This window comes from Microbispora corallina, assembly GCF_016863035.1.
GTDB classification, from domain to species: domain Bacteria; phylum Actinomycetota; class Actinomycetes; order Streptosporangiales; family Streptosporangiaceae; genus Microbispora; species Microbispora corallina.
In genome coordinates this window covers 99,404-114,654 of record NZ_BOOC01000025.1, presented here as the reverse complement: position 1 = coordinate 114,654, position 15,251 = coordinate 99,404, and the positions used below count along the sequence as shown (strand labels likewise).

Sequence of the window (15,251 nt, the reverse complement as noted above, 5' to 3'; positions counted from 1 at the left end):
TCGCCCGCCGGTACGGCGGGACCGTGGCCGTGGGCAACGACACCTTCGCCCTGCTGCGGGCGGGCGCCGAGGCGCCCTGGGGGGTCGCCGTCGTGTGCGGCGCGGGCATCAACGCGGTGGGCGTCTCCCCCACGGGCGAGGTGGCCAGGTTCCCCGCCCTCGGGCGGCTCAGCGGCGACTGGGGCGGCGGCTACCACCTGGGCGAGGAGGCCCTGTGGCACGCCATGCGGGCCGAGGACGGACGGGGGCCGGCGACGGCCCTGGTGGACGTCGTCCGCTCGTGCTTCGCCCGGCCGACGGTGGAGGACGTGGTGATCGGGCTGCACCTCGGCGAGCTGCGGGTGGACCGGCTGCACACCCTGGTGCCGCCCCTGCTCGCCGCGGCGGGGGCGGGCGACGCGGTCGCCCGGTCGCTGGTGGAGCGGCAGGCCGAGGAGGTCGTGGTGCTCGGCGTCGTCGCGATGCGGCGCATCGGCCTGCTGGGCGAGCCCTGCGAGGTCGTGCTCGGCGGCGGCGTGCTCACCTCGGGCGACCCGCTGCTGACGTCGCTCGTCGAGGAGCGGTACGCGCGGGAGGCGCCGGCGGCCCGGCTCGTCGTCGCCGACGTCCCGCCCATCGTGGGGGCCGCCCTGCTCGGGCTCGACCGGTTCGGCGCCGCCCCCGACGCGTACGCGCGGGTCCGGGCCCACTTCACCCCGGAGCCGAGCACGGACCCCGGTCCCGGCGAGGAGATGCTGACCGCTCCCGCGGGCTGATCTCCCCCGCATCCGCTGAAAGATTCACGCCCTCCCCGTGCCGGGAGGGCTCATTCCTGACCGGCCGCGGCCGCGCCGGGACCGAGGGCGTCCGCCTCCGGCTCCGGCGCGACCGCCGGCGACCGGTAGTCGTACGGCGTGCTCAGCACGACCGTCGTCCGAGTGCTGACGTGCGCGGACGCACGGATCTGCTGGAGCAGCTCCTCCAGCGCGAGCGGCGAGGCGACCCTGACCTTGAGGATGTAGCTCTCGTCGCCCGCCACGCTGTGGCAGGCCTCGATGGCGCTGAGGTGGCTCAGCCGCTCGGGCGCGTCGTCGGGCGCGGCCGGGTCGTTCGGCTTGATCGAGACGAACGCGGTCAGCGGGAGGCCGATCTCGTCGTAGTCGACGAGCGCCGAATAACCCTGGATGACCCCGCGTTTCTCCAGCCTGCGGACCCGCTGGTGCACCGCGGACACGGACAGGCCGGTCTCCTTGGCCAGGTCGGTGAAGCTCATCCGGCCGTCCCTCGCCAGCAGGGTGACGATTCGGCGATCGATCTCCTCCACCCCTGCAACGGTAGCGGCGCGGCGGACCGGCTCGGGTTCGTTGCGGGTCACGGCATGATTCCATCCATTCCGGGACAGTATTGCGACTTATTTGCATTTACTGAGACTTCGCAACAGGGGTACGGTGATCTCCATGACGGGAGACCTCACTGTGTTCCCGGCGGCCGCCGGCGACGGGGACGTCGTGGGCGAGATCCACGCCGAGTCGTGGAAGGCGGCGTACGCCGGCTTCTTCGCCCCGCGGTTCTTCGCGGAGGCGGTCCGCCACCGGCGCGGCAAGTGGCACGACGTGCTCGCCGCGGCCGGGAGCCCAGACAGCGATCCAGGCGGGGACACGGCCGGGGACACGGCCGGGGACACGGGCGGCACGGGCGGCACGGGCGGCACGGGCGGCACGGGCGGCACGGGCGGCACGGGCGGCACGGTCCTGCTGGCCGCGGCCGGGGGGCGGCCGCTGGCCTTCTCCTACTTCGGCTCACCGCCGGCGGCGCCGGAGTCGGCGGAGATCTTCGGCTTCTACGCGCACCCGGACGGCTGGGGAAGCGGCGTCGCGGGCGCGCTGATGACCGCCACCCTGGACGAAATGCGGGAGAGCGGCGTCCGGCGGGTGCACCTGTGGACGCTGCGCGACACCCCCCGGTCGCGCCGCTTCTACGCCAAGTGCGGCTTCGCCGAGTCGGGCGCGGTCCGGGGCCACGACTTCGGCGACGGCCACCCGATCCCCCAGGTGGAGTACGCGCTGACCCTCCGCTGACGGACCTCCCGGCCGCCCGCCCGCCGGGGGCCGGGAGCCCCAGGCCGGCGGGAGGGCGTCAGACGGCCCAGTCCATCGGCGCGGGCGGGGTGAAGTCCGACGTCAGGTCGACCGGCTTCCCGCTCTCGTACGACTCCTTGGCCGCGCAGAGGATCTCCACGACGTGCGCGGCCTGGCGGCCGGTGGCCCGGTGGGGGCGGCCCTCGCGGATCGCGGCGGCCAGGTCGCGCACGGCGCGGCCCCACTCGACCCCCCGGTACGGCTCCCGCAGCAACGGGATCGCCTCGGGGTCGCGTCCCGGCGCCCGGACCTCCAGCGGCGGGTCGAAGTCGTGCCAGCTCTCCAGCAGCAGCGAGCCGTCGTCCCCGTGGAACTCCAGGCCCTTCTGCCGGGTGGAGTCGTTGCCCACGTAGAAGCAGCAGGTGAGACGCAGCAGGACACCCCCGTCGAACTCGACGTTGGCGACCACGTAGTTGGGCGTGGTGATCGTGAACTCGGCCCCGTCCAGGCGCCGGCGCCGGGGGTGGACGACCGAGGCGAACGCCGTCACCCGCCGGGCGGGGCCCAGGGCGGCGGTGACGATCGTGAGCGGGTAGACCCCCACGTCGAACAGCGGCCCCACGGCGTAGAAGCCGTCCGGCTCGGGGTGCCACGCCTCGATCCTGCCCCAGTTGACCTCGGCGTAGACGAGCCGGACCGGCCCGACGCGGCCCTCCCTGAGCAGCTTGAGCGCGGTCTGCTGGGCCTCCCCGAGGAAGGTCGCGGGGGCGCAGCCCAGCCGCAGCCCCCGGCTCTCCGCGATCTCCACCAGGTCCGCCGCCTCCTCGCGCGTCAGCGCCAGCGGCTTCTCGCTGTGCACGTGCTTGCCGGCCTCCAGGCAGCGCCGGATCACGTCGTAGTGCGCCCGGTGCACGGTCAGGTTGACCACGATGTCCACCGCGTCGTCGGCGACCACCTCCTCCAGCGAGCCGTACACCCGGCCCCCGTGCGGCGCCGCGAGCGCCTCCGCCCGCTCCGGCAGGACGTCGTGGGCGCCGGCCAGGCGCATCTCCGGGTAGCGGGCCAGGTCGGCGGCGTACCGCGCGGCGATGTTGCCGCAGCCGACGATCGCCACGCCGGTGCTGTCGGAAGTCACGATCGCTCTCCTCGGATTTCAGTGAAACTGCGCACTCCCGCTGGGACGCTACGCCGCCCACACGGACCGGTCAATGGACTCGTGAAGATGGACTTTTCACCAGATTTCCTACCTTGACGCGCCGCGATTCCTCGGCCTAGCGTCGTGCGTGGAGGACTTTTCACTGAAATTTCAGTAGCAGAACGGGATGACCGCATGCGCATCGCCCACCACATGCTGACCTGGCTCGACTGGCACCGGGACGGCGACCCGCTGGAGCTCGACACGATGCTGGAGGAGATCCGCGCGACCGGCTACGAGGGCGTGGAGCTGATGCGGGCCGCCTCGTTCGGCCCGGCCCGGCAGGTGGCCGACCGGCTGGCCGCGCACGACCTGGCGGCCGCGGCCTACGCCACGCTCGTCCCGGCGAGGATCGAGGACGACAGCGAGCACAAGGCCGAGATGGACTACGCGGCCGGGCTGGGGATCACCACGATCATGGTGTGCGGCGGCTGGCTCGGCGAGGCCGGGCGGCGGACGACGTTCGACGACGACTACGCCCGGTTCGCCGAGAGCCTGGCGGCCGCCGTCGAGCACGCGGCGGGCAACGGCCAGACCGTCGCCTTCCACCCGCACACCGGCACCATCGTGGAGACCCACGAGGAGATCGACCTGCTCCTGCGCCACCTGCCCGACCTGCGGCTCTGCGTCGACACCGGCCACCTGACCGCCGTGCGGTCCGACCCCGCCCGGGTCGTGGCGGCCCACCCCGGCCGGGTCGTGCACACGCACCTCAAGGACTGGAGCAGGCGCGACCGGTTCTTCGCCGAGATCGGCCAGGGCGACGCCGGGCTCGACCTGCCCGCGTACCTGTCCGCGCTGGAGCGGGACGGGTACGGCGGGTGGCTCGTCGTGGAGCGCGACCGGCCCGTCCTCACCCCGAGGGAGTCGGCCGCGCTCAGCTTCGAGCACCTCAGGAGGATCGGCGCGCGCTGACCGGCGCCGCCACCGGTAGGTTGTGCTCCATGGAGGGCGCATGGGGCGGATGACGGGACGGTCCACCCTCAAGGAGGTGGCCGAGCGGGCCGGCGTCTCCATCGGCACGGCCTCGGCCGTGTTCGCCGGCAAGCCCTGGGTGTCGTCCGCCACCGGCTCGGTGGTCCGCCGGGCCGCCGAGGAGCTCGGCTACCGCCCCCGGGGCCGCAAGCAGGCGGAGACCGGCATGATCGGCTTCGTCTCCTGGGTGAGCGAGCTGTTCTCCCCCGACAACCTCTACTACGCCCCGGTCCTGTACGGCGCGCAGCAGGCCTGCGCCGAGCTCGACCTGTCGATGACGTACGAGGTCATCCAGCCGCAGGAGGACCGGCTCCCGCTGTGCGTCGAGCGCGGCCAGGTCGCCGGCCTGCTCGTGCTGAACGTGGGCGCGAGCAGGGACTACCTGGCGCGGATCCTCGACGCGGGGGTGAGCTGCGTCCTCCTGGAGCACGCCGTCCTCGACCTCCCGGTCGACTACGTGCGCCACGACGACGAGACCGGCGGGTACCTCGCCACCCGTCACCTGATCGGCCTCGGCCACACCGCCCCGCCGCCGGCGATCATCACGGCCGGGGAGCACATCGTGCCGGCGTCCCGGCGGCTGGCCGGGTACCTCAGGGCGCTCGCCGAGCACGGCCTGGCCGCCGACCCGGCGTACGTGCGGCGCGGCGACTTCAGCGCGCGCACCGGGTACGAGCAGATGACGGCCCTGCTCGACCTCCCCGCGCCGCCCACGGCGGTGTTCTGCGCCAACGACGTGTCGGCAATCGGCGCCCTCGACGCCCTGCGGGAGCGGGGCCTGCGGGCGCCCGACGACGTGAGCGTGATCGGGTACGACGACGTCGCGATGGCCGCGCACGCCTCCCCGCCCCTCACCACGATCGCCTCCGACAAGGAGTTGCTCGGCGCGCAGGCCGTCTGGCACCTCGTGCAGCGCGTCCGCCGTCCCGAGACGACCAGCCGGGACACCGTGCTCGGCGTCCGCCTGGTGGAGCGCAGGTCCACCGCTCCCCCGCGCCGCTGACCGCGCCGAGGCGCGGCCGGGGTCACAGGTAGCCCCAGGCCGCGCAGAACTCGCGCAGGTCCTCCGGCACCTCCTCGGGAGCGGGAAGCGGCCGGCCCTCCTGGACGCGGCCGCTGCGGATCTTGTCGCGCCAGTCGCCGATGCCCTTCACGAAGTCTCCGTGGTCCTTCTCGCCGTACGCGAGCATGTCCCGCTCGAAGCCGACGCCGAGGAACGCGCAGACGCGCCGCAGCTCGCCCTCGGGGTCGGCCACCACCGCCTCGTATCGCACCTCGACCCCGGCGCGCGCCCGCCTCGCCTCGTTCATGTGGCGCATGTACTGGGCGGTGAGCCGGACCGCCTCCTCCATCGGGCGGGTGACCGGGTCGGCCTCGTGCCACGAGCGCGCGATCGAGGCGGGATGGCGCAGCAGGTAGACGAAGCGGGCGTCGGGCCAGCACGTCGCGATGCGCCGGTGCGCGAAGACATTGCTGGGCGTCTTGTCCACGATGACCTGCTTGCCGCTCCTGACCAGCTCGCGGTGCAGCATCCGGTCCCACAGGATGTGCTCGATGTCCGTGGTCCGGTGCCCGAGCGCCGCCATGGCCTGCCGTACGGGGTCGGTGGTCAGCGTGACGGCGATCCGCCGCACGTGCAGCTCGTGCGGCGCGTGGAGGCGGGAGTGGCTGTTCAGCAGCACGCGGAGCAGCGTCGAGCCCGACCGCACCGGGGACAGCACGAACACCGGCGCGCGCAGCAGCCGGTCGGCCGCCGGGTCCGCCGGGGGCCGGGCCGGCTCGACCGGCGGCGGTGTCGGCACCGGCCGGGCCTGCGCGCGTGTGACGGTGTATCCGGTGATCCCCTCGATGGCCGCGTTGACCCTGCTCTTCCATGGCATGGCTGGCAACCTAGGAAGGCCGGTGGGCCTGGAGGTGAACATCCGCTGGGAATTCCCGAAGTCGCCGCAAGGGCGCCCCCGGGTCACTCCCGGACGATCGACCGGGCGATGACGAGCCGCTGGATCTGGTTGGTGCCCTCGACGATCTGGAGCACCTTGGCCTCCCGCATGTGCCGCTCGACCGGGAAGTCCTCCACGTACCCGTACCCGCCGAGCACCTGCACGGCGTCCGTGGTCACCCGCATGCACATGTCCGTGGCCAGCAGCTTGGCCATGGCCGCCCGGGTCCCGTACGGCCGGCCGGCGTCGCGCAGCCGGGCGGCGTCGAGGTAGAGCGCCCGCGCCGCGGCGATCGAGGTGGCCATGTCGGCCAGCATGAAGCCGAGCCCCTGGAAGTCGGCGATCCGGGAGCCGAACTGGCGCCGCTCCCGCGCGTACGCGGACGCCACGTCGAAGGCCGCCTGGGCCACGCCGACCGCGCACGCGGCGATGCCGAGCCGGCCGCCGTCGAGGGCCGCGAGCGCGATGCGGAAGCCCTCCCCGGGCGACCCGATGAGGGCGTCCGCCGGGAGCCGCACCCCGTCGAACCGCACCTGGGCGGTGGGGGACGACCGCATGCCCATCTTGCGCTCGGGCGTCCCGTACGACAGGCCGTCCAGGCCCGCCGGGACGTGGAAGCAGGACACGCCGCGGGCGCCCTCGGGCGACGTGCGGGCCATCAGCGTGTAGTAGTCGGCGACGCCGCCGTGGGTGGTCCACGCCTTCACCCCGTCGACGACGTACCCGTCCCCGTCGGCCACCGCCCGCGTGCTGAGCGCGGCCGCGTCGGAGCCGGACTGGGGCTCCGACAGGCAGTACGCCCCCAGCAGGTCGCCGCCGGCCATGGCGGGCAGCAGCGCCTCCCGCTGCTCCCGCGAGCCGTACGCCGCCACCGGGAAGCACGACAGCGTGTGCACCGACACCCCGAGCCCCACCGCGAGCCAGGCCGCCGCCAGCTCCTCCACGACCTGCAGGTAGACCTCGTACGGCTGGCCGGCCCCGCCGTGCTCCTCCGGGTACGGCAGGCCGAGCAGGCCCGACGCGCCGAGCAGCAGGAACAGGTCGCGGGGGAACCGCTCCGCCGCCTCGCCGGCGGCCGCCCGCGGGGCGACCTCCTTCACGGCCAGCTCACGGACGAGCTCCAGCAGCTCGCGAGCCTCGGGCGTGGGCAGAACTCGGTCGACGCTCATCGCGGGTGCACTCCTACCCTGTGGGGTACGGCTGTTCGGGAACGGGGCCGGGATCGCCGGCCGCCGTGACATTCTTCCCGAACTTCGCCGCCCTCCACAGGGCCCGGACTACACGACCACGAGATCGCGCGTGGTGTGGTTGACCCGCTCGCCGCCCGTCTCGCCGCAGATGACGATGTCCTCGATGCGGGCGCCGTGCCGTCCCGGCTGGTAGATCCCCGGCTCGACGGAGAACGCGAAGCCCGGGGCCATCGGCTCGGCGTTGCCGGACACGATGTACGGCTCCTCGTGGGTCTCCAGGCCGATGCCGTGACCCGTCCGGTGGATGAACAGCTCGCCGTACCCGGCCTCGGCGATGACCTCGCGGGCGGCGGCGTCGACAGACTCGCACGTCACGCCGGGGCGCACGTGGGCGCACGCGGCCTCCTGGGCCTGCTGGAGCACCTCGTAGTAGCGGACGAAGTCGGCCGGGGGCTCGCCCACGCAGTACACCCGGGTGGAGTCGGAGCAGTAGCCGCTCGGCATCGTCCCGCCGATGTCGACCACCACCGGCTCGCCCGCCTGGATGACCCGGTCGGACAGCTCGTGGTGCGGGCTCGCGCCGTTCGGGCCGGACCCGACGATCACGAAGTCGACGCGGGCGTGCCCGGCGGCCACGATGGCCTCGGCGATGTCCTTGCCGACCTCGCGCTCGGTCCGCCCGGCCTTCAGCAGTCCGGGCACCAGGGCGTGGACGGCGTCGATGGCCGCCCCGGCCTCCGCGAGCGCCGCGGCCTCGGCGGGCGACTTGCGCATCCGCAGCTCCCGCAGCACGCTGCCGGCCAGCACCTGCTCCGCTCCCGGCATCGCGTCGCGGAAGCGCAGCGACTGCAGCGCCCACATCCGGTCGGCCAGGCCGACCCGCCCGACCGCGCCGAGCCGGTGGGCCACCTGGGCGTACGGGTCGTCGGTCTCGTCCCAGGCCGTGAACTCGACCCCCAGGCGGGCCGCCGGCGAGTGCTCCGCCGCGGGCAGCTCCAGCCGCGGCACCATCAGGAACGGCTCCCCCGCCGCCGGGACCACGAGGCAGGTGAGCCGTTCGAGCGGCATCGCCTCGTAGCCGGTGACGTAGCGAAGGTCGGGGCCGGGGGTCAGCAGGAGCGCGCCGAGGCCGGACCGGGCCGTGGCCTCGCGCACGGCCGCCAGCCGGGTCGTCGGGTACAGCTCGCCGGGCTCGTAGGACGTCGTTGTCACGGGACAAACCTATCGAGGAGGACGCCGCGCGGCACAGTCAGGTGCTCCCGTGGCAGGCGGGGCGCCTCCCCGCCAAGGGGGTACGCCGGGACGACACGGACTCCCCCTGGAGGTGCCGCTTTATCCCACACGAGAGAAGAAAACCCACCCCGGCGGATGGGCCTGCTGCTACGCTCCGCGCTAGGACGATCACCGTCCGTTCGTACAAACATCCGCACTGGTCATGTCGAGAGCGAGTCAGATGGTCGGCGTAGTGGGCGGCGCGCAGCCACCCCTTCCCCCCGCGGACGACCGCGAGCCGGACACGGCGCCCCCGGGCGCCGCGGCCGGAACCCTCCCCCCCACTGGCACCCCCGGCACCCCCGGCCCGGACGGCCTCGTCGTGGCCGGGCCGCCCGGGGAGATCCTTTCCGGCGCGCTTCCCGGCATCGGCGGCCCGGATCCGGCCACCCCGCCCGCGCCGGTCCAGGCGCACGCCCCGGCTCACAGCCAGGCCCCCGTACAGGCCGCCGTACAGGCCGTCGCACAGGCGGCGCTCCCGGCGACCGTCCCGGCGGTTCTCCCGGCCCACAAGGCCGGTGGGGTCAGGTCCCGGGCGCGGGCCCGCGTCCCCCTCGCGCAGGCGTACGGCTCCCTGGTCGCGCAGGCCCAGCGGCTGGGCGACATGGGGTGGGCCGAGTGGCGGCTGCCCGACTCCCGGCGGGTGCTCGCCGAGACCCGGGAGAAGGCCGCCGAGGAACGCCACGTGGCGCTCGCCCTCCGGCAGGCCGTCCTGCCCGAGCCGGGAGGCTCGTTCGAGCTGCCGTACGCCCGGATCGCGGTGCGGTACGTCCCTGCGGGCAAGCCGGCCGGGCTGGGGGGCGACTGGTACGAGGCGGCCGCGCTGCCGGACGGCCGCATGTTCCTCGCGGTCGGCGACGTGTCCGGCCACGGCCTGCCGGCCATCGCGGAGATGGCCCAGCTGCGCCACGCGCTGCTCGGGCTCACCATGACGGGCGCCTCCCCCGGGCTGCTGCTCGCGTGGCTCAACGCGCTCGTGCTCAACCGGCTCGACGACACCACGGCGACCGTGGTGTGCGGGCATTTCGACGCGGAAACCCGCCTGTTCACGTGGGCACAGGCGGGTCACCCGGCGCCGATCCTGGTGCGGCGCGGGGGCGCGCGCCGGCTCTCGGCGCCACGGGGTGTCGTCCTCGGGGCCTCCCCCGACGTGCGGTACGCGGTGGCCGACGTCCGGCTCCTGCCCGGCGACGTGCTGCTGATGTTCACCGACGGGCTGGTGGAGAGGCGCACACGGGACATCGAGGAGGGGCTCTCGCTGATCGAGGGCGCCGCCGGGGCGATCATCGGCGCCGACGGCGACCTCGACGCGGGCCTGGACCGGCTCGTGGAGGCGATCGGCGGCCCCAACCCCGAGGACGACACCTGTCTCCTCTCCGTCCGGGTGACGGAAGGGGGCGGCGACCTCACCGGACAGGCGTGACAATGGACGGGTGCTGATGCTTCTCGACACCCCGTCGCTCTACTTCCGCGCGTTCTACGGGGTCCCCGAGTCGGTGACCGCTCCCGACGGGACGCCGGTCAACGCCGTCCGCGGGCTCATCGACATGATGGCCACGCTGATCCGGCAGCACTCCCCCACCGAGCTGGCGGCCTGCATGGACGCCGACTGGCGGCCCGCGTTCCGGGTGGCGGCCATCCCGTCGTACAAGGCCCACCGGGTGGCGAGCGGGCAGGAGGAGTCGGTGCCCGACGCACTGGTCCCGCAGGTGCCCGTGATCGAGGACGTCCTCGACGCGCTGGGCTTCGCCCGGATCGGCGTGCCCGGCTACGAGGCCGACGACGTGATCGGCACCCTCGCGATCCGCGCGACCGGGGCCGTCGACATCGTGACCGGCGACCGGGACCTCTTCCAGCTCGTGGACGACGGCAAACCGTGCCGGGCCCTTTACACAGTAAGGGGGATTCGGAACCTCCAGCTGGTCGACGAGGCGTTCGTCCGGGAGAAGTACGGCATCCCGGGACGGGCCTACGCCGACTTCGCCACGCTGCGCGGCGACCCGAGCGACGGCCTCCCCGGCGTCGCGGGCATCGGCGAGAAGACCGCGGCGGCCCTGATCACCCGGTTCGGCTCGCTGGCCGGGCTGCTGGAGGCCCTGGAGAGCGGATCGGCCGACGGCTTCCCCGCCGGGGCGCGGGCCAAGCTGGCCGCGGCCCGCGACTACCTGGAGGTCGCCCCGGCCGTCGTCCGGGTGGCCCACGACGCGCCGATCCCGGAGATCGACCTCACCTGCCCGGCCAAGCCCCGCGACCCCGAGCGGCTGGTCGCCCTGGCCGACCGCTACGGCCTCGACGGTCCCCTCAACCGGCTCCTCGGGGTCCTGTCCGCCGCCTGAGCGCATATCGGTTCACACCACCTGCCACCGGGACCTACGGCCAGGAGTAGGTTGATCGCGTGCCGTACACGACGATCCGCCTGAAGCCCGCCGAGCAGGACGAGCCCGCCGCGGGGCTCGCGCCCGGCTTCGCCCGCGTCCGCCGCGACTTCGACCTGCCGGACGGCTTCCCCGCGGCGGTGGCGGAGGAGGCGGAGCGGGTCGCCGCCGCCCCGGCCCTGCCGTCCGAGGACCGCACCGACGTGCCGCTGCTGACGATCGACCCGCCGGGCTCGATGGACCTCGACCAGGCGATGTGCATCGAGCGGCGCGAGCGCGGCTACCGCGTGTGGTACGCGATCGCCGACGTCGCCGCGTTCGTCCAGCCGGGTGGCGCGATCGACGCCGAGGCGCGGGTGCGGGGCGAGACGGTCTACCTGCCGGACGTGCGGGTGCCGCTGCACCCGCCGGTCCTGTCGGAGGGGGCGGCCAGCCTGCTGCCGGGTCAGACCCGCCCGGCGGCGCTGTGGCGGCTCGACCTGGACGCCGAGGGCCGGGTCACGGGCGTGGACCTGCGCCGGGCGCTGGTCCGCAGCCGCGAGCGCCTCGACTACGACACCGTCCAGGCCGCGGTCGACGGCGGCACGGCCGAGGGCACGGTCGCCCTGCTGGCCGAGGTCGGGCCGCTGCGGCTCGCGCTGGAGCGGGCCAGGGGCGGGGTGTCCCTTCCCACTCCCGAGCAGCAGGTCGTGCCGTCCGGAGACGGGTACGCGCTGGAGTTCCGCACCAGCCTCCCCTCCGAGGGCTGGAACGCCCAGATCTCCCTCATGACGGGCATGGCGGCGGCGACCATGATGCTGGAGGCCGGGATCGGGGTGCTGCGGGTCCTGCCGCCCGCGGGGCCCGCGGACATGGCCAAGGTCCGCAGGGCGGCCGCCGGGCTCGGCGTCCCCTGGCCCGACGGCGCGTCCTTCGGCGACGTGGTGCACGACCTCGACCCCACGCTCCCGGGCACCGCCGCGTTCCTGCACGAGGCCACGATCCTGCTGCGGGGTGCCGCCTACGCCGCCTTCGACGGCGCCCCGCCCGCCCAGCCGGACCACGCCGCGGTGGCCGCGCCGTACGCGCACGTCACGGCGCCGCTGCGGCGCCTGGTCGACCGCTACGCGACCGAGGTCTGCCTGGCCCTCGCGGCCGGCGCAGAGGTGCCCGGGCCCGTACGGGCCGCTCTCGGCGCGCTGCCCGAGCAGATGGCGTCGGCCGGGCGGCGCACCGCCGGGGTGGAGCGCGCGTGCGTCGACCTGGTGGAGGCCGCGGTCCTGCGCCCGCGGGTGGGCGAGGTCTTCGACGCCGTGGTGATCGACGTGGACGAGGTCAAGCCGGGCGGGCACGTCCAGCTGGCCGACCCCGCCGTGATCGCCCGCTGCGACGGGGACGGTCTGCCGCTCGGCGGGCGGGTTCCGGTGCGGCTGGTCCGCGCCGACCCCGCCACCCGCGAGGTCCGTTTCGCCGTCGCCACCTGACGCCCGCCACCTGACGTGCGCCACCTGACGTGCGGCCGCCCCGTTCACGCGGGCAGGCCGCCGACGCGGTCAGGTGACGGAGGAGTAGGCGACGACGCCGCGGCGCATGGCCTCGATGGCCCGCCCGGCGACCTCGCCCACCTTGCTGCCCCTGGGCGCGGCGTCCTTGAGCTGGCCGAGCAGGTCGAGGAGCTGCTTGACCCACCGGACGAAGTCGCCGGCCGCGAGGTCGCAGTCGGTCAGCACCGCGTCGAGGCTGTGGCCCTTCGCCCACCGGAACGCCGCCCAGGCGAAGCCCAGGTCGGGCTCCCGGAGGAACGACAGGCCGTGGTCCTGCTCGATGCCCTCCAGCTCGCCCCACAGGCGCACCATCTCGACGAGCGCCTCCTTGGCGGAGCCGCCCGGGATCTTCGGGCTGCGCGCGTCGTCGGACTGCCGCGCCTCGTACACCAGCGACGAGACGCAGGCGGCCAGCTCGGCGGGGTCGAGCCCGTTCCAGACGCCCGAGCGCAGGCACTCGGCCGTCAGCAGGTCGAGCTCGGTGTAGAGCTTGGCCAGGCGCCGGCCCTCCTCGGTGACCGTCTCGTCCTCCAGGTAGCCGAGCTGGTCGAGCACCCCGCAGACCTTGTCGAACGTCCGGGCGATGACATGCGAGCGCCCCTCGACCCGGCGGCGCAGCGACTCGGTCTCCCTGAGCAGCTTGTAGTACCGCTCGGCCCAGCGGGCGTGGTCCTCGCGCTGGTCGCAGCCGTGGCAGGGGTGCTGGCGCAGCTCGCGCCGCAGCCGGTTGATCTCCTCGTCCTCCGCGGCGTGGTCGCGCGCCCGCACGGGCTTGCCGAGGTCGCGGTCGCCGAGCTTGGCGTGCATCGTGGAGACCAGGTTGGCCCGCTCCTTCGGCGAGCGCGGGTTGAAGCCCTTCGGGATCCTGATCGTGTCGACCGGCTCGACCGGCACCGGGAAGTCCGCGGCCGATAAACGCTTGACCTGCTTGCCGATCGTCAGGACCAGCGGGGACGGGCCGTCGCCGCGGGTGCCGGTGCCCGGGTCGAGGACGACGGCGATCCCGGCCCTCCGGCCTCCGGGGACGCGGATGACGTCGCCCGGCTTGAGCACCTCCAGCGACTGCACCGCCTGCGCACGTCGGGCCGCGCCGCGCTGGCGGGACAGCTCGGCCTCCCGGTCCGACAGCCGCCTGCGGATGGCCGCGTACTCCTGGAAGTCGCCGAGATGGCAGGTCATCGCCTCGGCGTAGCCCTCCAGGGCCTGCTCGGACTTGCGGAGCTGGCGGGCCAGCCCGACGACGGCGCGGTCGGCCTGGAACTGGGCGAAGGAGTCCTCCAGCAGCGTGCGCGCCCGCTCCCTGCCGACCTGCCCGACCAGGTTGACGGCCATGTTGTACGACGGCTGGAAGCTGGAGCGCAGGGGGTAGGTGCGGGTGCTGGCCAGCCCGGCGACGCCCAGCGGGTCCATGCCCGGCTGCCAGACGACGACGGCGTGGCCCTCGACGTCGATGCCGCGGCGGCCTGCCCGCCCGGTGAGCTGGGTGTACTCCCCCGGCGTGAGGTCGGCGTGGGTCTCGCCGTTCCACTTGTCGAGCTTCTCGATGACCACCGAGCGGGCGGGCATGTTGATGCCCAGCGCCAGCGTCTCGGTGGCGAACACGGCCTTGACGAGGCCCTTGGTGAACAGCTCCTCCACGACCTCCTTGAAGGCGGGGAGCATGCCCGCGTGGTGGGCGGCCAGGCCCCGCTCGAGGCAGTCGCGCCACTCCAGGTATCCGAGCACGGCCAGGTCCTCGTCCGGGAGGTGGGCCGTCCGCTCGTCGACGATCTGCCGGATCTCGTGCCGCTCGCGCTCGGTCGTCAGCCGCAGGCCGGCGTACAGGCACTGCATGACGGCCGCGTCGCATCCGGCGCGGGAGAAGATGAACGTGATGGCGGGCAGGAGCCCCTCGGCGTCCAGCTTCTCGATGACGTCGGCGCGGTTGGGCGCGGACGCCCGGGGACGGGAGTAGCCCCGCCTCCCCCGCGTCTGGGCCAGCCGGGACTCGTCGCGGGCGACCCGCATCAGCGACGGGTTGATCCGCAGCGTGTCGTCGCCCTCGTTCACGAACAGGTCGTAGAGCCGGTTGCCGACCAGCATGTGCTGCCACAGCGGCACGGGCCGGTGCTCGTCCACGATGACGGTGGTGTCGCCGCGCACCTCGCCGAGCCACTCGCCGAACTCCTCGGCGTTGCTCACCGTCGCCGACAGGGCCGCCACCCGCACCGACTCGGGCAGGTGGATGATGACCTCCTCCCACACCGCGCCGCGGAACCGGTCGGCCAGGTAGTGGACCTCGTCCATCACGACGTACGCCAGGCCGGCCAGCGTGCCGGACCCGGCGTACAGCATGTTGCGCAGGACCTCGGTCGTCATGACGACGACGGGCGCCTCGCCGTTGACGCTGTTGTCGCCGGTGAGCAGGCCCACCTTGGCGGCGCCGTACCGGCGGACGAGGTCGTTGTACTTCTGGTTCGACAGGGCCTTGATGGGCGTGGTGTAGAAGCACTTGCGGCCCTGCTCGAGGGCGAGGTGGACGGCGAACTCCCCGACCACCGTCTTGCCCGACCCGGTGGGCGCCGCCACGAGGACGCCGTCGCCCGCCTCCAGCGCCTCGCACGCGTCGAGCTGGAACTGGTCCAGCTCGAAGTCGTACAGCTTGCGGAACGAGGTCAGAGCGGGGCCGTTGCCGGTGTGCCGCTCACGGAATGCGGCGTAGCGTTCCGCTGGCGTACTCATACG

At 74.1% G+C, this 15,251-nt stretch carries 13 protein-coding genes; 7 read left to right on the top strand and 6 right to left on the bottom strand.

Annotated features, from left to right (window positions below; translation table 11 throughout):
- The coding region (locus tag Mco01_RS23875; RefSeq protein WP_204059124.1) for an N-acetylglucosamine kinase at positions 1-755 on the top strand (755 nt) is incomplete at its 5' end.
- A 50-nt stretch (positions 756-805) separates the two neighbouring features.
- Here the strand turns inward: Mco01_RS23875 and Mco01_RS23870 are convergent.
- A complete protein-coding gene (locus Mco01_RS23870) occupies positions 806-1,303 on the bottom strand; it encodes an Lrp/AsnC family transcriptional regulator (protein ID WP_204059123.1) in 498 nt (165 codons plus the stop codon).
- 133 nt (positions 1,304-1,436) lie between these two features.
- Here Mco01_RS23870 and Mco01_RS23865 point away from each other — a divergent pair, with 133 nt between their 5' ends.
- On the top strand, positions 1,437-2,057 hold the full coding sequence (locus Mco01_RS23865; protein WP_239103871.1) for a GNAT family N-acetyltransferase: 621 nt from the start codon (positions 1,437-1,439) through the stop codon (positions 2,055-2,057).
- Between the two features lie 58 nt (positions 2,058-2,115).
- On the opposite strand, the gene Mco01_RS23860 is transcribed toward Mco01_RS23865, so the two are convergent.
- Positions 2,116-3,192: a Gfo/Idh/MocA family protein gene (locus Mco01_RS23860; RefSeq protein WP_204059122.1), complete on the bottom strand. Its 1,077-nt coding sequence runs from the start codon at positions 3,190-3,192 to the stop codon at positions 2,116-2,118.
- A 195-nt stretch (positions 3,193-3,387) separates the two neighbouring features.
- On the opposite strand from Mco01_RS23860, the gene Mco01_RS23855 reads away from it, so the two are divergent.
- Together Mco01_RS23855 and Mco01_RS23850 are read left to right on the top strand one after the other, a co-directional pair.
- Positions 3,388-4,167, top strand: coding sequence for a sugar phosphate isomerase/epimerase family protein (locus tag Mco01_RS23855; RefSeq protein WP_204059121.1), 780 nt, complete (start codon positions 3,388-3,390; stop codon positions 4,165-4,167).
- 40 nt (positions 4,168-4,207) lie between these two features.
- Entirely contained in the window at positions 4,208-5,230 is a 1,023-nt protein-coding gene (locus Mco01_RS23850) for a LacI family DNA-binding transcriptional regulator (RefSeq protein WP_204059120.1), read from the top strand.
- Positions 5,231-5,252: 22 nt separating this feature from the next.
- Here the strand turns inward: Mco01_RS23850 and Mco01_RS23845 are convergent, their stop codons facing one another.
- The 3 genes from Mco01_RS23845 to Mco01_RS23835 all read right to left on the bottom strand — a co-directional run bounded on the left by Mco01_RS23845 (position 5,253) and on the right by Mco01_RS23835 (position 8,569).
- Positions 5,253-6,107, bottom strand: a complete 855-nt coding sequence (locus Mco01_RS23845) for a sulfotransferase family protein (protein ID WP_204059119.1) — start codon at positions 6,105-6,107, stop codon at positions 5,253-5,255.
- An 83-nt stretch (positions 6,108-6,190) separates the two neighbouring features.
- A complete protein-coding gene (locus Mco01_RS23840; protein ID WP_204059118.1) occupies positions 6,191-7,336 on the bottom strand; it encodes an acyl-CoA dehydrogenase family protein in 1,146 nt (381 codons plus the stop codon).
- Positions 7,337-7,444: 108 nt separating this feature from the next.
- On the bottom strand, positions 7,445-8,569 hold the full coding sequence (locus Mco01_RS23835) for a M24 family metallopeptidase (protein ID WP_239103870.1): 1,125 nt from the start codon (positions 8,567-8,569) through the stop codon (positions 7,445-7,447).
- 241 nt (positions 8,570-8,810) lie between these two features.
- On the opposite strand from Mco01_RS23835, the gene Mco01_RS23830 reads away from it, so the two are divergent.
- The 3 genes from Mco01_RS23830 to Mco01_RS23820 are packed head-to-tail and all read left to right on the top strand — an operon-like array spanning position 8,811 to position 12,467.
- The gene (locus Mco01_RS23830; RefSeq protein WP_239103869.1) at positions 8,811-10,052 is read left to right on the top strand and encodes a PP2C family protein-serine/threonine phosphatase; all 1,242 of its coding nucleotides are present in this window, start codon (positions 8,811-8,813) and stop codon (positions 10,050-10,052) included.
- A 16-nt stretch (positions 10,053-10,068) separates the two neighbouring features.
- Positions 10,069-10,965, top strand: a complete 897-nt coding sequence (locus tag Mco01_RS23825) for a 5'-3' exonuclease (protein ID WP_204059135.1) — start codon at positions 10,069-10,071, stop codon at positions 10,963-10,965.
- A 59-nt stretch (positions 10,966-11,024) separates the two neighbouring features.
- Positions 11,025-12,467 carry an RNB domain-containing ribonuclease gene (locus Mco01_RS23820; RefSeq protein WP_204059117.1) on the top strand — a complete coding sequence of 481 codons (1,443 nt, stop codon included), beginning with the start codon at positions 11,025-11,027 and terminating at the stop codon, positions 12,465-12,467.
- Positions 12,468-12,536: 69 nt separating this feature from the next.
- Here Mco01_RS23820 and Mco01_RS23815 read toward each other — a convergent pair whose 3' ends face one another.
- Complete coding sequence (locus tag Mco01_RS23815; protein WP_204059116.1) at positions 12,537-15,248, bottom strand: DEAD/DEAH box helicase; 2,712 nt, start codon at positions 15,246-15,248, stop codon at positions 12,537-12,539.
- Between the last annotated feature and the right edge of the window lie 3 nt (positions 15,249-15,251).